Source organism: Streptomyces sp. NPDC001880, assembly GCF_053594575.1.
Genome location: NZ_JBSFET010000061.1, coordinates 14,508 through 37,213, shown reverse-complemented (window position 1 = coordinate 37,213; position 22,706 = coordinate 14,508). Strand labels below are relative to the sequence as shown.

18 protein-coding genes and 2 pseudogenes are annotated in these 22,706 nt (G+C 70.4%); 7 read left to right on the top strand and 13 right to left on the bottom strand.

The genetic code is table 11. From position 1 onward, the window contains the following. Positions 1-113: 113 nt before the first annotated feature. Positions 114-1,394 (top strand): annotated as a pseudogene (locus ACWCQ6_RS26230) (SbcC/MukB-like Walker B domain-containing protein); the annotation flags it as partial. Positions 1,395-1,540: 146 nt separating this feature from the next. On the opposite strand, the pseudogene ACWCQ6_RS26225 reads toward ACWCQ6_RS26230, so the two are convergent. The 3 genes and pseudogenes from ACWCQ6_RS26225 to ACWCQ6_RS26215 form a co-directional block, all read right to left on the bottom strand. Next, positions 1,541-1,877: pseudogene (locus ACWCQ6_RS26225) on the bottom strand (Lrp/AsnC family transcriptional regulator); the annotation flags it as partial. 34 nt (positions 1,878-1,911) lie between these two features. After that, on the bottom strand, positions 1,912-3,597 hold the full coding sequence (locus ACWCQ6_RS26220; protein ID WP_451093141.1) for a DUF885 domain-containing protein: 1,686 nt from the start codon (positions 3,595-3,597) through the stop codon (positions 1,912-1,914). A gap of 48 nt (positions 3,598-3,645) precedes the next feature. Then, positions 3,646-4,143: an Lrp/AsnC family transcriptional regulator gene (locus ACWCQ6_RS26215; RefSeq protein ID WP_451093139.1), complete on the bottom strand. Its 498-nt coding sequence runs from the start codon at positions 4,141-4,143 to the stop codon at positions 3,646-3,648. Positions 4,144-4,202: 59 nt separating this feature from the next. On the opposite strand from ACWCQ6_RS26215, the gene ACWCQ6_RS26210 reads away from it, so the two are divergent. Beyond that, positions 4,203-5,426, top strand: coding sequence for a trans-sulfuration enzyme family protein (locus ACWCQ6_RS26210; protein WP_451093137.1), 1,224 nt, complete (start codon positions 4,203-4,205; stop codon positions 5,424-5,426). Here ACWCQ6_RS26210 and ACWCQ6_RS26205 read toward each other — a convergent pair. From ACWCQ6_RS26205 to ACWCQ6_RS26180, 6 genes are all read right to left on the bottom strand, one after another. Further along, the gene (locus ACWCQ6_RS26205; RefSeq protein ID WP_451093135.1) at positions 5,394-6,809 is read right to left on the bottom strand and encodes an N-acetyltransferase family protein; all 1,416 of its coding nucleotides are present in this window, start codon (positions 6,807-6,809) and stop codon (positions 5,394-5,396) included. The two genes, ACWCQ6_RS26210 and ACWCQ6_RS26205, sit on opposite strands and share 33 nt — an antisense overlap. Before the next feature lie 123 nt (positions 6,810-6,932). Further along, positions 6,933-9,617, bottom strand: a complete 2,685-nt coding sequence (locus tag ACWCQ6_RS26200; protein WP_451093133.1) for a DUF7824 domain-containing protein — start codon at positions 9,615-9,617, stop codon at positions 6,933-6,935. Then, positions 9,614-10,987, bottom strand: coding sequence for an SWIM zinc finger family protein (locus ACWCQ6_RS26195; protein WP_451093131.1), 1,374 nt, complete (start codon positions 10,985-10,987; stop codon positions 9,614-9,616). The genes ACWCQ6_RS26200 and ACWCQ6_RS26195 overlap by 4 nt, the downstream gene beginning before the upstream one ends. A gap of 72 nt (positions 10,988-11,059) precedes the next feature. After that, a complete protein-coding gene (locus ACWCQ6_RS26190; RefSeq protein WP_451093129.1) occupies positions 11,060-12,640 on the bottom strand; it encodes an alkaline phosphatase D family protein in 1,581 nt (526 codons plus the stop codon). A gap of 190 nt (positions 12,641-12,830) precedes the next feature. Further along, positions 12,831-13,010 (bottom strand): hypothetical protein, encoded by a 180-nt coding sequence (locus ACWCQ6_RS26185; RefSeq protein WP_451093127.1) that lies wholly within the window; start codon positions 13,008-13,010, stop codon positions 12,831-12,833. Between the two features lie 487 nt (positions 13,011-13,497). Beyond that, on the bottom strand, positions 13,498-14,328 hold the full coding sequence (locus ACWCQ6_RS26180) for an alpha/beta fold hydrolase (protein WP_451093125.1): 831 nt from the start codon (positions 14,326-14,328) through the stop codon (positions 13,498-13,500). A 154-nt stretch (positions 14,329-14,482) separates the two neighbouring features. Here ACWCQ6_RS26180 and sigJ point away from each other — a divergent pair, with 154 nt between their 5' ends. Beyond that, complete coding sequence (gene sigJ, locus ACWCQ6_RS26175; protein ID WP_451093123.1) at positions 14,483-15,376, top strand: RNA polymerase sigma factor SigJ; 894 nt, start codon at positions 14,483-14,485, stop codon at positions 15,374-15,376. Positions 15,377-15,701: 325 nt separating this feature from the next. Continuing rightward, a complete protein-coding gene (locus ACWCQ6_RS26170; RefSeq protein ID WP_451093121.1) occupies positions 15,702-16,469 on the top strand; it encodes a GntR family transcriptional regulator in 768 nt (255 codons plus the stop codon). Positions 16,470-16,519: 50 nt separating this feature from the next. Here the strand turns inward: ACWCQ6_RS26170 and ACWCQ6_RS26165 are convergent, their stop codons facing one another. The 3 genes from ACWCQ6_RS26165 to ACWCQ6_RS26155 all read right to left on the bottom strand — a co-directional run bounded on the left by ACWCQ6_RS26165 (position 16,520) and on the right by ACWCQ6_RS26155 (position 19,781). Continuing rightward, the gene (locus ACWCQ6_RS26165) at positions 16,520-17,677 is read right to left on the bottom strand and encodes an ROK family protein (protein WP_451093119.1); all 1,158 of its coding nucleotides are present in this window, start codon (positions 17,675-17,677) and stop codon (positions 16,520-16,522) included. Between the two features lie 100 nt (positions 17,678-17,777). Further along, positions 17,778-18,428 carry a response regulator gene (locus ACWCQ6_RS26160; protein ID WP_072489065.1) on the bottom strand — a complete coding sequence of 217 codons (651 nt, stop codon included), beginning with the start codon at positions 18,426-18,428 and terminating at the stop codon, positions 17,778-17,780. Between the two features lie 159 nt (positions 18,429-18,587). Beyond that, positions 18,588-19,781 (bottom strand): sensor histidine kinase, encoded by a 1,194-nt coding sequence (locus tag ACWCQ6_RS26155; RefSeq protein WP_451093117.1) that lies wholly within the window; start codon positions 19,779-19,781, stop codon positions 18,588-18,590. Between the two features lie 107 nt (positions 19,782-19,888). Between ACWCQ6_RS26155 and ACWCQ6_RS26150 the strand changes: the two genes are divergently transcribed. The 3 genes from ACWCQ6_RS26150 to ACWCQ6_RS26140 all read left to right on the top strand — a co-directional run bounded on the left by ACWCQ6_RS26150 (position 19,889) and on the right by ACWCQ6_RS26140 (position 22,102). Then, positions 19,889-20,827 (top strand): ATP-binding cassette domain-containing protein, encoded by a 939-nt coding sequence (locus ACWCQ6_RS26150; RefSeq protein ID WP_451093115.1) that lies wholly within the window; start codon positions 19,889-19,891, stop codon positions 20,825-20,827. A gap of 2 nt (positions 20,828-20,829) precedes the next feature. Next, entirely contained in the window at positions 20,830-21,567 is a 738-nt protein-coding gene (locus ACWCQ6_RS26145) for an ABC transporter permease (RefSeq protein ID WP_451093113.1), read from the top strand. Positions 21,568-21,664: 97 nt separating this feature from the next. After that, positions 21,665-22,102 carry a hypothetical protein gene (locus ACWCQ6_RS26140; RefSeq protein ID WP_451093111.1) on the top strand — a complete coding sequence of 146 codons (438 nt, stop codon included), beginning with the start codon at positions 21,665-21,667 and terminating at the stop codon, positions 22,100-22,102. Between the two features lie 34 nt (positions 22,103-22,136). Here the strand turns inward: ACWCQ6_RS26140 and mug are convergent, their stop codons facing one another. Next, positions 22,137-22,700 carry a G/U mismatch-specific DNA glycosylase gene (gene mug, locus ACWCQ6_RS26135; protein WP_451093109.1) on the bottom strand — a complete coding sequence of 188 codons (564 nt, stop codon included), beginning with the start codon at positions 22,698-22,700 and terminating at the stop codon, positions 22,137-22,139. Positions 22,701-22,706 lie beyond the last annotated feature (6 nt).

Sequence of the window (22,706 nt, the reverse complement as noted above, 5' to 3'; positions counted from 1 at the left end):
GTACGGCGGGCAGGCGGCCGTCCCCAGCGAACGGATCTTCTCCTCCAGGAACTTCATCATGGAGGCCTCGTTCAGCACGGCCTTGGTCTCCTGGAGCCGGGCCCGACGCCGACCCCACCGTCGCCGAACTCGGCGTGCTCGTCGACCGGTTGACGGTCAGGCATGTCGAGGCCCACCGCACCGCGGCGGGCATGCACACCGCGCGCGAGGCCCTCGCAGCAGCCGAGCGGGAACAGGCCGAACGTCTCGACGGACGGCAGCTCGCCGAACGCCGAGCCGCCGCCCGCACGTCCCTGCGTGAGGGCCTGGACCGTGAACAGGCGGCGCTGGAAGCCGAGTTGGCGACCGCGCGCGGCGACTTCGGCAGCGTGGCCGAACACGCCGCGCTGCTGGAACGCCGGGTCGCCCTGCTCGCAGAGGCCGCTGAGGCGGTACGGGCCGAGGAGACAGCCGCACAGCGCCGCAAGGAGGCGGACGACCGGCTCGCGGACGCAGCGTTCCGGGCCGGGTTCGACACCCCGCAGGCCGCCGCCGAGACCCTTCTCGACGATGCCGCGCAGCGCGAACTCCAACGGCTCGTCGACGCCTGGCAGTCCGAGGCGGCGGCGGTCGCCGACCGGCTGACCGAGACGGAGACCCGGGCCGCGGCCGATCGTCCCCAGGCGACCGTGGAGGCCGCGCAGACCGCGTACGACACGGCCGAGCGCCTGCTGCGGGACGCCTCCGCAGCGCTCTTCGCCGCGCGCGAACGCTGTGCCGAACTCGGCCGGCTCTCGCGCGGGGCGGCGGACGAGGTACACCGACTCGGACCGCTGCGCGAGGAGTACGTCCGGGTGGCGCGGCTGGCCGGACTCACCGCGGGCACCTCCGCGGACAACGAACGCAAGATGCGACTGGAGTCGTACGTACTCGCCGCCCGGCTCGAACAGGTCGCCGCCGCGGCCACCGCACGGCTCCAGCGCATGTCGTCCGGCCGCTACACACTGGTCCACTCCGACGCCCGCACCGGAGGCCGCCGATCGGGACTCGGGCTGCATGTCGTCGATGCGTGGACCGGCCGCGAGCGCGACACGGCGACCCTTTCGGGCGGCGAGACGTTCTTCGCCTCGCTCGCCCTCGCGCTCGGCCTCGCCGATGTCGTCACCGACGAAGCGGGCGGTGTCCGGCTGGACACCCTCTTCATCGACGAGGGTTTCGGCAGTCTGGACGACCAGACTCTCGATGAAGTGCTCGACGTACTGGACTCGTTGCGCGAACGGGACCGCAGCGTCGGCATCGTCAGCCACGTCGGCGACCTGCGCCGTCGCATCCCCGCACAGCTCGAAGTGGTGAAGGAGCGGCGGGGTTCGGCGGTACGGCACCGCGCCGCCGGCCGGGGCCTTTCATTTGAATGAGGCCGGATCAGGAGCGGGGTCCGGTGTTGTGCATCGCAAGGCGGAGGAGGGAGTCCGGGCGGAGCCCTGGCGGCCGACGACACCGCGGCGAGGTGCGGCACCGGGCACGCGAGCCCGGCGTGATCCGAACGAGAGCTCCTGGATCGGCGGCTGATGGCGCGGCGGGGGAGCGGTGCGGAGCAGACGACGCTCGTGGTCACCGACCCCAGGGTGCCGATCCTGCCCATGACCTCCTCCAGGTGCCTCGTCGAGGGGGTGGTGACCCTCAGTACGAAGCAGTCGTCACCGGTGACATGGGGGCGCCACGATCTCAGGAGCCGTGTCGAGCAGATCGTGGAACGGCTTGTAGCGGCCGTTCGGGTAACACAGCCGTACCAGAGCGAGGACCGGCGGCCCGAGCCGCTCCGGGTCGACCACGGCGGCACAACCGCTGACCACCCCGATGTCGTCCGGGCCGCAACGGCGCTCGGCGGCCGGGCTCATGGTGGGAACCTAGCCCGGCCGCCGCGGGACCGCCTCAGAGCTTGGACAACTCGTCGACGAGATCGTCGAGTCCGAGCGGACCCTGCGACAGGGCGGCCATGTGCCAGGCCTTGGCGTCGAACGCGTCACCATGCGCCTTGCGGGCGTTCTCCCGGCCCAGCAGCCAGGCGCGCTCGCCCAGCTTGTAGCCGATGGCCTGTCCCGGCATCGAGAGATAGCGAGTCAGTTCGCTCTCCACGAAGTCGGCGGGACGACCGCTGTGGTTGCCGAAGAACTCCTGGGCCAGCTCGGGCGTCCACCGCTCGCCGGGGTGGAACGGGGAGTCCGCCGGGATCTCCATCTCCGCGTGCATACCGATGTCCACGATCACCCGGCAGGCCCGCATCATCTGCGCGTCCAGATAGCCGAGGCGACGCTCCGCGTCCGGCAGGAAGCCCAGCTCGTCCATGAGCCGCTCCGCGTACAGCGCCCAGCCCTCGGCGTTGGCGCTGACACCGCCGATCGACGCCTGGTAGCGGGACAGGCTGTCGGCGACATGCGTCCACTGCGCGATCTGGAGGTGATGGCCCGGCACACCTTCGTGGTACCAGGTGGACACCAGGTCGTACACCGGGAAGCGGGTCTCGCCCATCGTGGGCAGCCAGGTGCGGCCGGGGCGCGAGAAGTCCTCGGAGGGGCCCGTGTAGTACGGGGCCGCGGCACCGCCGGGCGGGGCGATTCGGGACTCCACCTTCCGCACGCGCTCGGCGAGTTCGAAGTGCGTGCCGTCGAGCGCCTCGATCGCCTCGTCCATCAGGTTCTGCAGCCAGGCCCGGACCTCGTCGACCCCCTCGATGTGCTTGCCGTGCACATCGAGATGGGCCAGCGCCTCCCAGGGGCCGGCGCCGGGCAGCACCTTCTCGGCCTCGGTCTTCATCTCGGCGAGCAGCCGGTGGTACTCGGACCAGCCGTACGCGTACGCCTCGTCGAGATCCAGATCGGTGCCGTTGAAGTAGCGCGACCAGCGGGCGTACCGCTCGCGGCCGACCGTGTCCGCGGCGCCCTCGATCGCGGGGGCGTACACGTCGCGCATCCAGTCGCGAAGCGCCACGACCGCCTCCGTGGCCAGCCGGGCACCCTCGTCCAGATCGGCACGCAGCCCCGCGGGGCCGGCGGCCACGAACTCCTGGAAGAAGCCCGGACCGCCGTCGCCCGCCCACTCGTCGAGCTGGCCGACGAAGGTGGCGGTGGCGCGCGGACCGCCGTACAGCTTGCGCTCCAGGCCGAGTGCGAGGGACTCGCGATAGCCCTCCAGCGAGGCGGGAACCGCGTGCAGCCGGTCCACGATCGCCGCCCAGTCCTCGTCGGTCTCGGTCGGTGTCACCGTGAACACCTCGCGGACGTTGTGCGCCGGGGAGAACAGATTGGAGACCTTGCGCAGTCCCTCGTCGGCCTCGTGAACGGCGAGTTCGGCCGTGAGGCGCTCGCGCAGAAGCCGGCCGCAGCGGCGCTCGGCATCGCTGTCCGCGCCGGGCAGTTGTTCGGCGGCATCGAGATTCGCCAGCGTGGTGCGGGCCAGCTCGGCAAGAGCATCCTGCCCGGCGGGGGAGAAGTCGGGAAGGCGGCGCGAGCTCTCCGCGACACCGAGGTAGGTGCCGGCGATCGGATCGAGTTCGATGAATGCGTCGACGTAGGCGTCGGCGACCTGGCGGGGCAGCGCGCTGCTGGAAGTATGTGACATGCGGACATCCTTGTACGACGGAGGCCTCCGCGTCATCATCATTCGGCCTCAGTGGCCTGACTCCGCCGATTCAGCGGGCGGCGGCAGCAGCGGACCGCACTCCCACTGCTGGAATATCAGCCTGGTCTCGACCCGGGCCACTTCGCGGCGCGAAGTGAACTCGTCCAGTACCAGGCGTTGCAGATCGGCCGTGCCCGTGACCGCGACATGCACCAGATAGTCGTCCGGGCCGGTCAGATGGAACAGTGCGCGGGACTCCGGCAACGTCCTGATCCGTTCGACGAACGGGCCGATGAGCTCTCTGCGATGCGGCCGGACCTGGACGGAGAGCAGCGCCTCCAGACCCCGGCCGAGCCGCGCCGGGTCCAGACGCAACTGCTGGCCGAGAATGACGCCTGACCGGCGCAGCCTGCTGACCCGGTCCAGACAGGTCGACGGTGCGACGCCGACCTCGGCGGCCAGTTCGCGGTAGGTGGTCCGGGCGTCGTTCTGCAACAGCCGCAGAATGTGCAGATCCACCGGATCGAGAGCGACAGAATCGGCCATCTGTCGAACGTAGCACGGGAGATGATCCAGTGAATCCGGTGCTTGTTCAGAGTGGTGACATGGACACCGAATCCTTGATGGCGCCCTCGACGACAACCCGGTCCAGGGCACTGGCCACCGAAGCCGTGCACGCGGGCCGCGACGATCTCGCGGCCCTCGGTCTGCACGCCCCGCCGATCGATCTGTCCACCACCTACCCCTCGTACGACTCCAGGGGTGAGGCGGAGCGGATCGACACCTTCGCCACCACCGGCGCCAGGCTCGAAGGGCCGCCGGTCTACTCGCGCCTGGACAATCCGACGACGGCCCGCTTCGAGACCGCCCTCGCCCGGCTCGAAGGGACCGAGAGCGCCGTGTCGTTCGCCAGCGGAATGGCGGCGCTCACCGCCGTGCTGCTGGTCCGCGCGAGCATGGGGCTGCGGCATGTGGTCGCCGTCCGGCCGCTCTACGGCTGCAGCGACCATCTGCTCGGCGCCGGGCTGCTGGGTACGGAGGTGACCTGGACCGATCCGGCGGGCATCGCGGAAGCGATCCGCCCGGACACCGGTCTGGTGATGGTGGAGACGCCCGCGAACCCGACGCTCGCCGAGGTCGACATCAGTGCCGTCGCGCATTCCTGCGGCTCCGTGCCGCTGCTCGTCGACAACACCTTCGCGACCCCGGTGCTCCAGCGGCCCGTCGAGCATGGTGCCCGGATCGTGCTGCACAGCGCCACCAAGTACCTCGGCGGGCACGGTGACGTGATGGGTGGGGTCGTCGCCTGCGACGAGGAGTTCGCGGCCCGTCTGCGACAGGTACGTTTCGCCACCGGCGGGGTACTGCATCCGATGGCCGGATATCTGCTGCTGCGCGGACTGGCCACGCTTCCCGTAAGGGTACGGGCGGCGTCCGCGAGCGCCGCCGAACTGTCCCGCAGACTGACCGCCGATCCGCGCATCGCCAGGGTCCACTACCCGAGGGTGGGCGGAGCGATGGTTTCCTTCGAGGTGTACGGGGATCCGCACCGGGTGATCTCGTCCGTGCGGCTCATCACGCCCGCGGTGAGCCTCGGCAGTGTGGACACCCTGATCCAGCATCCGGCCTCCATCAGCCACCGCATCGTGGATGAGGGAGACCGGCGGTCCTCCGGTGTCGGGGACCGGCTGCTGCGCATGTCGGTCGGCCTGGAGGACGTCGAGGACCTGTGGGCCGACCTGTGCCAGGCGCTGAGCTCGCAGGAGGCCGGACGGGAGTCCGAGGCATCCGGGGATTCAGCGGCCGGCCTGCTCGTACGGGGGCAGTGAGCGGACCGGTGTCGCATCCAGCCGGGCGGTGATGACCAGGGTGCCCTCCTCGATCTGGTAGTCCAGCGGCAGGGACAGCGTGCGCATGGCCGCGACCATGCCGGTATTGGACGGCTGGGTGACGGCGTAGACGCTCTCGCAGCCCGCCTCGATGGCGAGTGCCACCAGGCGGCCGAGGAGTTCCGAGCCGATGCCGCGGCGCTGCCAGTCGTCCTCGACGAGGAGGGCGACCTCGGTCTCGTCGCCGTCCCAGAGGAGGTGACCGAGTCCGACCAGCCGGCCCGAGGCCGTCTGCACGGCGAGCGTGCGGCCGAAGCGGGGACTCAGCAGGTGGTCCAGGTAGCGGTCGGCGTCGTGGACCGGCCCGTGGTACCGCAGCCGCAGCGTCTGCTCGGAGCAGCGGTCGTGCATCGCACGTGCTGCGCGGAGGTCGTCCTGGCCCGCGCGGCGCACCGTGATCTCGTTGCCCTCGGGCAGCGTGAGCACGTGCTCGCTGCGCGGGACGCGGGGGCCGAGCCGGGCATCGAGCTCGACCAGCGCACGGGCCCGGGCGAACTCGGCCGGTGTGAACGGAAGGCAGGGCCGTTCGATCGTGATGGCGCCTCCGGACGGGACGCGCAGCCGCATCACCGTCTCCTCCAGCGCTCCTTCGACGGGCGCGGTCGCACCGGTCTCGCGGCCGGTGACCGGGACGGCGGGCAGCGAGTGGATGGTGCAACGGCCGAGCAGTTGCCGCAGGGCCAGGGGGAGTTCGGCCGCGTCGAGGGCGGTGCGGGTGGCGAGGCCCAGGACACGCGTCGGGGCGTCGACCAGATCGTGTGCGTCGGCCCGTTCGATCCAGGTCGAACCGCCCCCGGCGGCGGAAACCGCCCGGCTCAGCTGCGGGGCCGGGAGCGAGGCGGGTGCCCGCAGCAGGAACTCGTCGACCGTGCCCTGCGCCAGCGGGTGCGTCTGCAGGGTGAGGATGTCGACCCGGAGGTGGGCAAGGGCGCCGCACAGCACCGCCAGGCTGCCGGGGGCGTCCCGCACCGTGGTCCGCATCCGCCACAGCACTGTGTCCTCGGCAGCCGGGGCCGGGGCATGGACCTGGGACGGGGGCAGGTCTGTGTGGTTGCCGTGGCCGTCTCCCTCGGCGAGGGGGTCGGTGCCGGTCGGCGGCGGAGCGTGACTGTGCCGCCGTGCCCACCAGGTGTGGAACCCGGCCGTCACCGCCAGAGCGACGGCCGAGGCGACCAGCAGGTACGGTCCATCCGGCTGGTGCCCGATCAGGTTCGCGATGGCGTCGGCCACCGCGACCGCGGTGAACAGCGCGGCCAGCTCCGTCACGTCCCGCCGCCAGTGGTGGGAGCGGCGGGCGGTCTTCGTGGATGTCACATCAGTCATGGATTCACTCTGACCGAGCCTTGTTGCCTGGTCACGAACGCTCTGTGACTGATGGGTTAAGTGTGGATCTAGTCCCTTATCGATTACTTTCGGTCGATTTGGTATGTCTGGTAGGGGTGTTCGTCACGCCCGACCCGAGCTCTGCTCCCAGGCGGCTTTCAGGCGTGCGGCCTGACGTACCAGCTGCGAGGATCCCCCGCGCGATGCTGCTTCGGCGAGCCCGGGTATCGGCTCGCCACCACCCACCGCACCGCAGTGCTCCGCACACTCGGCGGCCACGGAGAGCAGGTCGCTCAGCCCACGCGCCGTCGCTTTCCTGTCGGCCAGGAGTCCCGGCAGAACGGGGGTCAGCACGGAAAGCACCGTCCGGTACGCGCCCGTGGCGGCCGCGGTGCGGGCGGAGTCCGCGAGGCGATTGAGCTTCACCAGTCTGTGACCGACGAGGAGTGCCAGCTGCTCGCCGAGCAGCGCCGCGTCCAGCCGCTGCTGAGCCGCGAGCATCAGCAGGGCATCCACCCCCGACAGCCGGTCCTCCGGATACCGGGCACCCAGCGCGTACCCCACGGCCAGATGGGTGGCCTCGGCGGCCGGACCGGCCAGTTCGGCAAGCCCGGGAAGCGGCCGCGCCGCATCCCTCATCTCATCGGTGACACACGTCGCGATAGCCGGCAGCAGCCACGCGGTCAGCGTCTCGCTGTCCTCGGGCAGGGTGGCGATCCAGGAGTCGGAGTGATCGTTCCAATGGTCGCAGGTGCGATGACGCGGGGTGTGCGCGCTGCCCAGCCAGTGGAAGGAGCGCGGGAACTCCTGCTGGATGAGCGGGTTCTCCTCGCTCGCCATCAGGGCCCGCCGGGTCCAGTCGGCCGGCTGCCGCTCCACCCAGCCGCGGGCGGCGGACTCCTGTCTGTCCAGGTCGAACCGGTGGACGGCCGCGAGCGGCCGGTCGATCCGCAGCCAGGCGGCCAGCCGGTCGCCCTCCGGGGTGCCGAGCCCGGCGGCTGCCTCGGCCGCCGCTGCCGCCTCCTGGTGACCGCCGCGCCGCACACGCAGCAGGGCCTGCGCGAAGTCGGCCTCCCCGGGCCGGGCTCCGAGCTGCTGATACATGCGCAGTCGCTCGACCAGGACGGCAGGGTCGATCGAGCCGGTGTGCCAGGTCGGGAGGGCCAGCAGGAATGGTGCACTGCCGGTCAGCACGGCGTCGGCGGCTTCCCACAGCCGGGCCTTCATCACTCCCTTGAGCGCTGCATGGACACAGACACTGCTGCCGGCCCAGGCCGCACGCCCCTCCTGTACCGCCTGCACCGGCACCCGGCCGAGCAGCACGGCCAGGACCAGCGTGATTCCCGCCTCCGAGCGGAGCCGCTGCTCGACCCTCGACTGCGGTTCGTCGACGAGCCACCAACTGCCGGCCAGGGCGCCCCGCAACGCCTCGGTCAACGCGGGCCGGTCGGCGCGGGAATGGCGGACCAGCCCGTCCAGCGCCCGCTCGAAAGCGGTGGCATCCCGTGACGCCGTTCTCGCCAGGACCACCAGCTCCTCGATGAGCTCGGGCAGTGTCGCAGGCGCCGCTTCGACACGTCGAGGGACCGGGGCGGAGGGCAGAAGCTCCACATACGGCTCCGCCACGGACCGGTCGTCCATCAGGTCTCCGAACACCTCGGCCGCCGCGGAACGGAGCGCCGGACCCAACAGCGAGGCGGACAGGGCGGTTTCCTCGCGCACCGCCGTGTCCACGGTGGGCAGGTGCCGCGCGACGAGCTTGAAGGCCCGCTCCTGGATGTCTATGTCAGCGTGCCCGAAGGCCTCGGCGACGACGGGCAGGAGTTCCCCGGCCGCCGATGGATCGCGGCGCAGTTTCTTGCCGATCAGCACCAGTTGGGCGCGGACGAGCTTCTTCTCCGGGCGGAAGAGCAGCGAACCCGAGACGTCCACCAGGGACCGGACGGGCAGCTCGCCGTGCTCGTCCAGCCGGGCGAGCACCTCCTGGGCGTGGCCGGCCACGGTGGAGATCCCGTCCGCCGCCATGGCGGTCCAGTCCGCCACTCGCTCCGCCTCCTCCTCGCGGGTGAGCGCGAGCCGACGCAACAGAGCGAGGAAGAACCGCAGTTCGCCGGGCTTTCCGCCACGGATCAGCCGGGCCACACCGGCGTCGACGAGCGAAGCCCGTTCCAACAGACCCTCGTCCGCGAGGAGGGCGAGCGCCACATGCCATCGGCTCGGGTCGTCCGGTTCGTCGAACCAGAGCAACGACGAGGGAAGTTCCGCAACCTCGAAGAGCCGCGGCACGAGAACGGTGAGATACGGGTCCGTACGGAGGGCATCGGCCAGTGGTCGTCTGTTCTGCTGCCACTGCGAGGCCGAGAGCGCATCGGACCAGCCCCGTACGAAGCCGTCCGCGGTGGGCACGGCGCACTGCGAGGTCTTCACCAGCCCGGTGATCAGCTCATAGAGGGTCTCCGCCGTCGCGGGACGTTCCGCCAGCCGGTGCGCGACGTCACCGAGCCACTCGCGGTCACGGTCCGCGAGGACATCGAGAAGCATCGAGTAGGGGGGGCGTGACCAGACCTGCAGATCCCGGCCGCCGATCCACGCGGCGCAGCCCGCGGCTCCCGTGTGACAGCCGGCACCCGCGACCAGCAGGGCCTTGCGGATCTTGTCCTGCTTGTCCCAGGGCCAGCTGCGGGCCTCCTTGCGCAGCGCCTTCAGCTCCGCCAGCGCCGACCTGCGTCCCGCACGGTCCAGCTCGGCCAGCAGGGCGGGCACGTCCCTGGTGCGCGCTTCCCGGACGGCAGTGATCAGCTCCTTCATGCCGCACCTCCGGCAACCGGCGCACCGCGACGGACCATGCGGACGGCCAGGGCGTGCTTGCACGGGCCCCGCCGCCCGCGATGGTCCGCCCACCACTGACAGGTACAGCTGAGCATTCCGTCCTTCCCCCTCACTTGATAGCGGCGTTGACCCGAGGTCACGGCAGCCGTGTCCCCGTCGATGACGACCGCACCCGATCCGGCCAGCTGCCGGGCCGCAACCAGGCGCGGATTGTGCCGTTCGGCCCGGTCGGCGTCGTACGGCAGCTCGCGGTGGAAGTACGATGCGTCCGCCAGGTCGTAGCCGACCCGGCCCGCCGTCCCCAGCCGGGTGAGCGCCGCCCGTACCCGCTCCACCGTGAGACCCGACTGCTCCGCCAGATCGGCGAGGTCGATCCGTGGCTCCCAGGCCAGCAGCACGGACACCAGCTCGGCGTCGGACGCGGCATCGTCGGTGGCCAGCGCGTCGAGCACACCGCCCTCGCCGGAGAAGCCGCGCGAGGCATCGGGCGAGAGCGTCAGGGTGAGGCGCATCCCCGGCAGCACCACCTCCCATGCGCTCGCAGTCGCCGCCCCGTCGGCCACCGGCCCGTACACCCGCAGCGCGGTGCCGTGGCGCAGCACCCGCTGCAGCGCCACCAGCCGCTCGGGACCCGGCAGACACACCGCACCCGCCACCGGACGCGTCGTCGGACGGAGCGTCTTCCCCGTCGGGATCACCCACTGGGCGCCCCGCGAGGCATTCCCGGCCGAACGCGGAAGCGAACGCAGGAATCGGACGGCCTCGGCCGCCGGCAGTTCGGCCCGCAGATCGAAACCCGCGGACACCACCTGCGCCTCTGCGAAGCCGCGCAGCCAACGGTCGGGCAGTGGCACCTTCTTCTCCACGACCGGGCCGTCCAGTGTGGTGACCGCCAGCTCGTCCGGGCCGACCCGCAGGAGCAGCGGATCGTCGCCCGCTATCCGCGAGAGCGCCTCCCGCAGCGGATTGTTGACATCCACATTCGTGGTGCCGTGGTCCGTACGCGCACCGTCCAGCCCTTCCTGGAGCACATCGAGGCGTGCGTACACCCCGCAGCAGCCGGAGAAGGACTCGAAGCGCAACCGGTCGCCGTTGCCCGTGACCACCGGGTCGAGGGACGCGGGCAGAGCCGTACGGTAGTAGCGCGCGGATGCCACGTCAGCCACGGCCAGCAGACCTCGGGCGGCGATCCTCGGCGAGGTGAGAAAGCCGGAGAAGAACCGGGGATGCGTCTCAATACCCCGGGGTGTGAGACCGCCGGAGGTCTCCAGCCCGAGGAGCCGCCCCGCCTGTGAGGAATCCAGGGCGGACGGGCGTGAGTAGGCCAATGCCTGAACGGATCGGGTCATGGAAAAACCGTAGATCCCACCACTGACAATCGGTCCCCGGTCATCGCCCGGGGACCGCTCTGCCGGGCTTCTTCACTGCCCGACGCGCCCCGGCTGCAGCACCTTGCTGAAGAGTACGGACCCGCCCTGCGCCCGCAGCCGTACGGTCAACTCGCCGCTGTCGCCGTCGATGTCGACCTCCCCGAAGTACTGCGGCGACTCCATCGGCGACACGTTCGCGCGGTCGGGCGCCCGCACGAAGACCCGGTCGGGACCGAACGTCGCGTCCAGTGCGTTCGCCTGGAACTGACCCGCGGCCAGGGGCCCCGACACGAACTCCCAGAACGGCGCGAAGTCCTTGAACGCCGCACGTCCGGGCTCGTAGTGCTGCGCCGATGTGTAGTGCACGTCCGCCGTCAGCCAGACCGTGCCGGTGATCCGGCGGTGCTTGATGAACCGCAGCAGTTCCGCGATCTGCAGCTCACGGCCGAGCGGCTCCCCCGGATCGCCCTGCGCGACCGCCTCGAAGTCCGTCGCACCGTCGGTCACCACCAGTCCCAACGGCATGTCCGCGGCGATCACCTTCCACACCGCGCGGGACCGGGACAGCTCGTGCTTGAGCCACCTGAGCTGCTCCGCACCGAGGATGCCCGTCGTGTCGTCGGGCTGCCGGCCGGGGGAGTTGGCATTGCGGAAGGACCGCATGTCGAGCACGAACACATCGAGCAGCGGGCCGTGCCGCACCACGCGGTGCATCCGGCCCTCCCCGGACCGGCCGTGGAGTGCGGAAACCGGGAAGTACTCGCGGAACGCCCGCATCGAACGGGCCGCGAGCACATCCACGTTCTTCTCGGTGTAGCGGGCGTCGTCGAGGATCTGTCCGGGATACCAGTTGTTGCGCACCTCGTGGTCGTCCCATTGAACGATCGAAGGCACCTGGGCGTTGAACTCACGGAGGTTGTGATCGAGCAGGTTGTAGCGGAAGTTCCCGCGGTACTCGGCGAGGGTCTCGGCGACCTTGGCCTTCTCCTCGGTGGTGACATTGCGCCAGATCCGGCCGTCGGGCAGCGTCACGCTCGGCTCGATCACTCCGTCCGCGTAGATGCTGTCGCCGCTGCACAGGAAGAAGTCCGGATCGAGGCGGCGCATCTCGTCGTACACCGCATAGCCGCCGATGTCCGGATTGATGCCCCAGCCCTGCCCCGCGATGTCGCCGGACCACAGGAAGCGCACCCCGTCCCGGCGCCGGGCGGGTGCCGTCCGGAACGTCCCGTACACCGGCTCCCCGGTGCGGCGGGGGTCCTGAGGATCGGCGAGTGTCACCCGGTAGTGCACCTGCTCGCCCGGCGGCAGCCCGTACAGCGGCGTCGTTCCCGTGAAGTCGGTGCCGGAACCGACGAGCGGACCGTGCCAGGCGCGGGCCCGGCGGAAGGACTCCGTCGCCGATGTCTCCACGATCATCCGGGCCGGCCGGTCCGACCGTACCCAGACCAGTGCGGAGGACGAGGTGACATCGCCCACCTGTACGCCCCATGCCGCACGCGGCCGGCCGGACAGCGCGAAGGCGGGGGCCGCGGCGCCCACCGCCGGGAGCGTGAGCGCGGCCGACACGGCGAGCGAACCGCGCAGCACACTGCGGCGGGCGGGGGACGGAATTCGCGGACGGTTCGACATCGAGGCGCCTCCGGGGCAGTGGTCAGCGGGACGAACGGGTGGCTGGTCGACCGGCCCCACCCTTGTTCCCGTCGGCGGCGCGCACACCAACCTCAGATGAACACCCGGCTCCGTCCCCCGCCGGCACCCGGGCCGTTCGTGTCCCGCCCAGCCGCCAGCAGCCGTACGACCTGTTCGTTGTCGGACGACGTCAGATGCGCGTAGCGGAGGACCAGGCGCACCGCCCGTCCTCGCCCGGCACGGTGTCGCAGTCGCCGAGCGGCCGCAGGGCGATTCCCGCTGCGGCCGCGCGTGCCATGAACACCGGCTCCGGACCGTACCGTTCGGGCAGTACGGCGATGATGTGGAGCCTTGCGACGATCCCGCTCAACTCGGTTCCGGGAAGTGCTCGGCCGGCATCGATGCGAGCGTGTCGCGGCGCTCGCGACAGTCGGGCTGACAGCGGCGCAGCTGCCGGTCGTCCGGACGCTCGGACCGAAGCTGCGGTCGGCCGTGGTCTGTGGAATCGCCGCCGCCGAGTCGGCATGGCTCGGGGCGGTCCTCGACGGAAGCGGTCCTCTTCGGATGCCCGGTCAGGCGGTAGCGGTTGCGCTGCTGTGGCAGGCTGCCGTGGTCACCGTCATCGGGTTCGTCTGCTGGTACATGGGCATGCAACGCATCGGCGCCGAGCGCGCCACGCTCTTCTCCGGCCTGATCCCGGTCTCCGCCGTGCTCACCGCACCGCTCGTCGGCACCGGGTCCTCCGGCATCGCGCAGGCCAAAGGCAGCCTTCTGGTCCGGCTCGGCTTCGCACTCGGGTCGGGCGTCTGTCCCGGAACGAAGTGGTCCGGAGCGAGGGTTCGACGACGGGTGCGGTGTCAGCGGCTGGTGTCGAGAATGACGCGCGCCACGAGCGCCGGATCGTCGTTCATCGGCACATGCCCGCAGCCCGGCAGCCGGACCAGCCGGGCGCCGGGGACGGTGTGCTCGGCCCTGATGCCCTGCCTGCGCAGCAGGATCCGGTCCCGGCCGCCCCAGGAGAGGGTCACCGGCAGCCCCGGCACATCGTCGGTGAACGCGGTGCCCCGCCCCCCGGCGAGAGTCCGGTGGAAACCGGCCGTCTCGCGCAGGGCGACAGTCTCCGCGACGACGGCATCGGCTGAACGCCGGCCGGGCCGGGCGTAGATGGTTCTGGTCAGGGCGGTGCGCCCGGCCGCGCTGCGGGAGAGTCGCTCGATCAGCGGGACGGGCATCGCCAATGCGGCCTGCCGCATCGCGCGCAGCGTCCCGAACGCGTAGCGCCGCTCGCTCTCGCTCCAGAATCCGGCGGGCGAGAGCGCAGTCACCGACCGCACGGGCTTCTCCCGGCCGAGCGCCAGCGCCAGCAAACCGCCGAGCGAATTGCCCGCCACACGCGGCCGGTCCAGACCGATCGCCCCGCAGAACGCACCGAGCACCGTGACCACCGCCGGCGGGTCGTACGGCAGTCCGTCGGGCAGTTTTGGCGAGACGCCGAAGCCGGGGAGATCGACGGCTATCACATCCCGCTCCACGGCGAGCACGGACAGCACCGGGTCCCAGGCCTGACGGTGGTGGCCGATGCCGTGGAGCAGAAGCAACGGCTCGCCGGCGTCGGTCCGTTCATGCGCCACGGACGCGGTCCGGGGCCCTTGAGGTGAGTCGACGCTGAACGAGACCGTGGTGGCCATGCTGCTGCTCCCCGGGTGATCCGGCATGAAGGGGCCATGCCTGAAGGCGACTTAGACGTCTCGTCAATAACAATTACCGATCAGTAGCCAGCAGTTCAGGATGGGCAGGCGATTCGCGCTGGACAGGGCGCGACGGGTCGGCTGGGATGGATGGGTGACAGCCGACACCGCGACCGATGTCTTCGAGAGCCACCGCCCCGTACTCACCGGCGTTGCCTACCGCATGCTGGGCCGGATCGCCGATGCCGAGGATGTGGTGCAGGAAGCCTGGCTCCGCTGGTCCTCCGCTCCCCGTGAGGACGTACGGGAGCCGCGTGCCTTTCTCGTGCGGATCATTACCCGCCTCGCCATCGACCGGCTGCGGCAGGTGCAGTCGCGACGTGAGGCGTACGTCGGGCCGTGGCTGCCGGAGCCGGTGGTGACCGATTTCGGGCCTGCCGTGCCCGACACCGCGGAGCGGGCCGTTCTGGCCGACTCCGTCTCGGTCGCCGTGCTTGTCGTCCTGGAGTCCCTGTCGCCGCTGGAACGAGCCGTCTTCGTGCTCCGCGAGGCGTTCGGCCTTCCGTACGCGGAGATCGCCACCGCTCTTGACCGGACCGAGGCCGCGGTCCGCCAGCTGGCGGGACGTGCGCGACACCATGTGGCGGAGCGCAAGCCGCGCTATGACGTCGACCCGGCCCACCGCCGTGATCTCACCGAGCGGTTCCTCGCCGCGGCGGCGGGCGGTGACATCGAGGAGTTGCTGGCCCTGCTCGCACCCGACGTCCGGCTCGTCGGGGACAGCGGGGGAAAGTCCAGGGCGCCGCTGCGGGTCATCGAGAGCGCCGACAAGGTCGGCCGCTTCCTCTTCGCGGTCGCCCACGACCATGCCGGGGATCTCGACTCCCGGCTGCTGGAGCTCAACGGCGGGCCGGGGCTGCTGTTGTTCCTGGGTGGAAAGGCCGACTCGGTCGTTCAGCTGGACGTCAAGGACGGGCTCATCCAGTGCGTCTATATCGTGCGGAACCCTGACAAGCTCACCCGCTTCGCCGACCTCCCGGAGAAGTAGCGGGCCGCTGGTCGCAGGCCGAGCTCACAACCGGCGTCGGTGACTTTGGCAGTCCGGAGCCCGCTACCACCCGCTACCACCCGCTGCCGACCCACTGTTCGAAGCCCCACGACAAGCCCCTGGTCGTGGGGCTTCGTGCTGTGCTCGCCTCACGTCATCACGAACGTCCTGTGAACGCTCTGCGGCAGATGCCCGTTTCGCTGTGTGACCGGATGAGGATTGGTCTTGACCAAGGGTGTGTGCCGTCCTATGGTCTCAACGTTAAGACAAGAACCTTTAATAAATAGCGTCGCGGAATAGCCGCTGGGTGATTGCGGAGGACAGGGTGGGGACCACGCAGCTGGAATCGGTGCAGGAGCCGAAGTACTGGCACCTCAAGACCGTGCTCAGCGAGGCACTCGACTCCGACTTTGCGGTGGGCGAGATCCTGCCCAACGAGCGCGAGCTCGCCGCCCGCTTCGGAGTCGCCCGAGCCACGCTCCGGCAGGCCCTGGAGCAGCTCGAACTGGAAGGCAGGCTTCAGCGTCGCCGCGGCGTCGGGACCACCGTCGCCCCGCCGCGCGTCGGCGTCGCCGTCTCCACGGCACAGCGGGACTGGTCCGGCGGTGGCGTGGTGGAGACATGGCAGCCGATGGACTGCACGACAGCGGTCGCGCCCTCGTCGGTGGTGGCCGTGCTCGGCGTGGAAGCCGACGAGCCGGTGCACATCGTGCGCCGGACCCGGGTGACCCATGGGCAGACGGTCGCGGCGGAACTCCTGTACGTCCCTTCGTCGTCCGTGCCCGAACTCTCCGTGATCGACGCCCCGTCCGGGCCCGCCCGGGCCCGTGCGGTCCTGCGCGAACTGCACCGCCTCGGCCTCGACGGCCAGGACCGGTCGGTGGAGCTCGGCTCGGCGCGGGTGGACGACGCCAAAGAGCTCGACCGGCTTCCCGGCGCCCCCGTGCTCGTCGTCACCACCCGCTACCTCGTGGAGGGCGGGACCGCCGCGCTCTCCGTCGCCACGTACCGGGCCGACACCTGCCGACTCACCTTCGGTGACTCGGGCGACCTGGAGGTCAACCACCACGACCGGGAGCGCCAGGCCTCCTGAGTACGGTCGGCTCCTCCGGCTCTTCGCCTGTACGTACGGCCCGTCGCAACTCAGCGGCGGGCCGTCACCGTTCCCTCCACGGCGAAGAGCTGCTCCTCCACGTGGTCGAGAGCCAGCCGCAGGGCACCGGTGGCCACCGCAGCCTCGCCGAGCAGGGACAGCGTGACCCGTGGCGGCCGAAGGCAGTAGCGGGCCAGCTCGCTGCGGAGCGGATCCAGCACATCGTCCAGCCCGGTGGCCCAGCCACCCACCACCACGAGCTCCGGATCCAGCGCCAGCACCAGCGCCGCGACATCGTGCACCAGGCGCTGAATGAAGCGTTCGACCGCCGCCTGCGCCCGGGCGTCGCCCTGCCGGGCCTCCGTGAACACATCGGCGACCGCGGGCTCGTCCAACGGATGCAGCGGAGTGCCCGTCGTGGACAGCAGCCGCTCCGGAGTCACTTCGCGGCCGAGCAGATGCAGCGCGCCGATCTCGCCCGCAGCACCGCCGAAGCCCCGGTGCAGCCGCCCGCCGATCAGCGAACCGGCGCCCGGGCTCAGCCCCGCCAGGACGAAGACGACGTCGTCGGACTCGGTGGCCGCGCCCTTCCAGTGCTCCGCGACCGCCGCGGCATTGGCGTCGTTCTCCACCAGGACGGGACAGCGGAAGGAGCGCCGCAGCCGCTCACCCAGCGCGAGACCCGTCCAGCCCGGCAGGGCGGTTCCCAGCCGTACCGTTCCGTCTGCCTCCACGATCCCGGGACTGCCGACCCCCACCGCACGCAGACTGCTCCTGGCCACACCCGTCCGCCGCAGGAGGTCGGCCACCACGGCCCTGACCTTGTCGAGCCGGTCGTCGGAGCCGACGGTCTCGGACAACTCGCGGGCGCCCGCGCCGATGATTCGGCCGTCCAGCCCGGACAGCAGCGCGGAGACGCGGTGCGGGCCGATCTCGATACCGAGCAGATGCCCGGCCTCGGCATGGAACCGGAACCGGCGGGCCGGCCGCCCCTGGCGTCGGGCCTGGCCTCCGTCGGGCATCGACTCGACGACCAGTCCGGCCTCGAAGAGCCCCTCCATGACCCCCTCGACCGTCGGACGGGACAGACCGGTGATCCGGGTGAGGTCCGTCAGGGTAGGGGCGTCGGCGCCACGCAGAGCGTGCAGCACCACCGCGGAATTGATGCGTCGCAACAGCGACGGATCCCCACCGGTCAGCCGGCCCACGGTGTGTCCTCCCAGCTCTAACGCATGTCAGGCGGATGGTACTCGCTGCCCAGGTGCGGGGCGACCATGGGCCGCAGGGGGCTTTCCCCGGGCTGGAACGTCAGCCCGGAGCGACGAACCCGGATTCATATGCCGCGATCACCGCTTGGGTGCGGTCCCTCGCTCCCAACTTGGCCAGTACGGCACTGACATGGGTCTTCACAGTCTCGACGCCGACCACGAGCTTGGCAGCGATCTCGGCATTGGACAGGCCACGGGCCATCAGCCGCAGGACCGCGGACTCCCGCTCGGTCAGCGCTGCCCGGTCCATGACTGCGCGCGCCTTGCTCGTCCCGTACTCGGCGGCGAGCTGTCGGACTGCCGCCGGGAACAGCAGCGACTCACCCTCGGCGACCAGACGCACCGCATGCACGATCTCGGCGGGCCGGGCACGTTTGAGGAGAAAGCCGTCCGCACCGGCACGCAGCGCCTCATAGACGTACTCGTCGTTCTCGAAGGTGGTCACCACCAGGATCTTCGGCGGATCAGGCACCGTACGCAGCACCACCCGTGTGGCCTCGATACCGTCCATCAGCGGCATCCTGACATCCATGGCCACCACGTCGGGGCGCAGCTGATGCAGCAACGGGATCACAGCGGCGCCGTCGCCCGCTTCGCCCACCACCTCGATATCGGGCTGAGCCTCGAGGACCGCACGCAACCCCGCGCGGACGAGGGGTTCGTCGTCGACCAGAAGTACGCTAACCGGCATTGGGCCACCCTACGGGTTTGTTCTGCAACCCCTGGTGGCGTTACGACGACAACTGTGGCATCTCGCCGCCTTGCCGGATCACCCGCCGGCATCCGATACGCCGATGTCCCCGGCCTCGCGGTGTGTCGCATCCGACGCCACGCGCCGAATCACAAGGGACTACGACGCATTCCGCAAGCCGTTCAACGGAAGCCTCGCATGAACGCGCCATTCCCCCTTGTGCGCCCCCGTCTCGGCCTTTCCGCCCAGCAGTGCTGCCCGCTCCCGGATGCCTCGCAGCCCGCTCCCGCCGCCCGGCACGGCTGCCGAATCAGCTGTCGAGCCGCTGAGCGGATTGGTCACCTCCAACTCCAGTCGGCCGTCGGTGACGGTGATCCGTACGCGGACGGGGACCGTACCCGAATGACGAAGCACATTGGTGAGGGACTCCTGAAGGATGCGATACCCCTCGCGGGACACCGCACCCGGAACCCGCTCCAGCGGACCTGACACATCGGCGTCGATCTTCGCGCCCGAACCGCGCGCGGAGTCCAGCAGCCGGTCCGCTTCGACGAGCGTCGGACGCTGTCCCACCGGCGCCCCTGATTCGCGCAGAACCCGCAGAACCCGCTCCAGATCGTCGAGTGCGTCCCGGCCCGTCTCCTCGATCGCGGCCAGGGCCCGTTCGGTGAACTCCGGGTCGCCCGCCGCCCGGGCCGCGCCGGCCTGTACGACCGCGACGGTCAACGCGTGCCCGATCGAGTCATGCAGTTCACGTGCGATGCGGTTGCGCTCCAGCAACTGCTCGGTGCGCTCCTCCAGAGCGGTCAGCCGCTGCACCGGCGAGGGGCCGAGAAGCCGCTCGGCGGCCGCGGTGATCAGCCGGCCGCTCAAGACGACGACGGCGAGCAGTACCAGGAGAGGCACGGGGGTGAGCAGGGCATACCACCAGTGCGGATCCACCCCGCGGACCAGCCACTGATCGCTCGGGCCGTTGCCGGAGGCAGTGAGGACGAGGTCCACGGCGGTTGCCGACAGCCACACCGTCGCATACCCCACGGGAACGGCGAGCACCATTCGTGTCTCCAGCCACAGCACGGTTCTCCAGCGATCGGCCCAAGTGGTCGCCGTGGCCGCGGAGATAGTCGCGTCGGTTCTGCCTCGTTGTTCCGGCGCGAGCAGAAGCTGTGCCTGCACACCCTCGGCCAGCCGCATACCGGGCAGCAAGCCGACCGGTACGGCGAAGACCATGGGCACCCACGGGGTATCCGGTGAGATGAACATCCACACGCTGTAGCCCGCACCCGGGACGAGGAGATGCAGCCACCGGGTGTAGGTGACGGATGCGGCGAGCGGACGCAGGAGGCGGAACATGCAGCCATCGTGTCAGCCGCGTGGGCGCAGTGGCTCCCCCGAGAGAGGGAGACGATCCCCGCCCGCGGGGGAGGCGAGAGGCCGGGCGTGGCCGCGAGGCTTGGGACATGACCAGCATCGACGTCCATGAACTCACCAAGGAATTCGCTACAACCCGTGCAGTGGACAACCTCACGTTCAGCGTGCGGCCCGGGCGCGTCACCGGCTTTCTCGGCCCCAACGGCGCAGGCAAGTCCACCACCATGCGACTCGTTCTCGGCCTCGACAGGCCCACCGGCGGCACGGCCACGATCGGCGGGCAGCTCTACGCCACGCTCGACGATCCGCTGCGCCGGGTGGGTGCCCTGCTGGACGCCCAGGCCGCGCATGGCGCGCGCACCGCGCGGAATCATCTGCTGGCCCTGGCGGTCAGCAACGGCCTCGGTGCGCGCAGAGTCGAGGAGGTCCTGGAGGAGGCAGGCCTCGGCGCGGTGGGCGGAGCCCGGATCAAGACCTTCTCGCTCGGGATGCGACAACGACTTGGCATAGCGGCCGCGCTGCTGGGCGACCCGGAGGTCGTGATGCTGGACGAGCCGTCGAACGGCCTCGATCCGGAAGGCATCATCTGGATCCGGGAGCTGATGAAGCGGCTCGCCCGCGAGGGCCGCACGGTCCTGGTCTCCAGCCATCTGATGAACGAGACCTCGTCGTTCGCCGACCACCTCGTGATCCTCGGCCGGGGCCGGCTCCTCGCCGACGTGCCGATGCAGGATTTCCTGGACTCCCGCAGCAGGCCCCGCGCACGGGTCCGCACAACCGAGTCCACGAGGCTGCGCGACGTCCTGATCCGTAAGGGATACAAACCTGCGCAGGGTGACGACGGCTGTTGGACCATCGAGGACGCGAAGGCCGGGGAGATCGGCGCGATAGCCGCCACCGAAGGCATTCCTGTCCTGGAACTCGCTGACGAGCAGGCCACGTTGGAGCAGGCCTACCTCGACCTCACCGCCGATGCCGCGGAATTCGCATCTGCGTCCGCCTCATCCGCCAACCGTCAGGAGGCCTGACCATGTCGACCACCGCAGTGCTGCGTTCCGAATGGATCAAGATGAGATCGGTCCGGTCCGTCGCGGGGTCCTTGGCAGCCGTCCTTATCGTGACCCTTGCCGTTACCTTGCTCGCCTTCTCCACCGTCGGCCAGGCCGAGGCGGACAACGCCGATGCCGAACCGGTCTTCGACGCCTTCTACGCACTGAACTTCGGCCAGATCGCTGCCATCAGCTTCGGGGCGACCGCGCTCTCCTCCGAGTTCCTCAACGGAGCTCTGCGGGTATCGCTTGCCGCCGTTCCGCGCCGCAACCTCTTCTACGCTGCCAAGATCGCCCTGGTCGGGGCGCCGGCACTCGTCGTCGGTCTTGTCACCAGCTTCAGCGCCTTCCTCGTGGGGCAAATGTTCATGGGGAAGTACGCGATCGGCCTGGGGGAACCGGGTGCCCTGCGGGCAGCCATCGGGGGCGGGATCTACCTGGCGCTGATGGCTCTGTTCGCAGCCGGACTGACAGTGCTGCTGCGCAGCGCCGTGGCCGTGCTGAGCCTGCTCATTCCGTTCGTGCTCATAGTCTCCTTCGTGGTCGGTGACGTCGCGGGCGGCGTCGCGCAGTATCTGCCGGACCGAGCGGGACAGTTGGTGCTCCACCAGAACCCCGGAGGAAGCCTCGGACCGTGGGGCGGGCTCGCAGTGACAGCGGCTTGGGCGGCGGCCGCGCTGCTTGCAGGCTGGTGGGCGATCCGGCACAGGGACGCATAGCCCGCTGCCCCGATCCGAATACGGAGCAGGGCGGCTGAAAGCGCCTCAAAGCGCATGGCAAGGAGCGGTTGTCAGTGCCGGGAGGTTTACTGGCGGCATGACCACCGCACATCACCTCCGCCTCATCGACGCGATGCGCACCCTGGACTTTCCCACGGAGCGCATCCGGTCGGGCTCGGGGGTCAGCGGGCCCGGTTACCACACGGCGTCCCTGCACGCGGACGTCGATCACTGGGACGACGACGAGGTGCGGCGACTGAAGCACCGGGCCCAGTGCCTCGCAGAGCATGACGTACTGCTGACGCTGCTCGCCGGTCGCTGGGGGGAGCCGCAGACGATCAGCCTGTGGAGCGCACAGGAGCGGATGATCGCCGGCGATGAGATACCCGAGGCATGGGCCGAGACGGTTGCGGGCTGCGAGTATCTCCAGCTCTGGAAGATCGAGGACCGGTGGATCGCCATCGGGTTGTACCTGGAGGAGGAAGGACCGGGGTGCGAGCTGAACGTGGTGGTGACGGAGATCGATCCGCCGTGAAGTGAGCGGGCTGCGCAGGTGAGGGCGGCAGGCGTCAGGCTTCGTCGGTGGGGACGGTGTCGTGGTGGTCGACGCGGGCAAGGAGACGTCCGTACTCCTCCGCCATCGTCCGAGCGGTCCAGTGGGCGTTCAGGCCGCTGGGGTTGGGCAGGGCCCAGACGCGGGTGCCGCCGATCGTGTGGTCCTGCGGGCCGATGCGGGCGGTCCGCCTGCCGAAGGCCGTGCGGTACGCCGTGACCCCTACGACCCCCAGCCACTGCGGTCGCAGGTCCTCGACCTTGGCTGCCAATATCTGTCCGCCCGCGCGGAACTCCTCGGTGGACAGTTCGTCCGCCCGCGCGGTGGCGCGGGCGACCACGTTGGTGATGCCGAGGCCGTACCGCAGCAGTTCGGCCTGTTCGGCCGGCTTCAACTGCCGAGGGGTGAAGCCGGACCGGTGGAGCACCGGCCAGAACCGGTTTCCGGGGTGGGCGAAGTGGTGGCCCGTCGCTGCCGTCATCAGGCTCGGGTTGATTCCGCAGAAGAGCACACGCAGGCCGCCCGCGACCACATCGGGAACGGCGCGGTCGCGGGCGGCCTGGAGCTCTTCGGGTGACATCCGGCT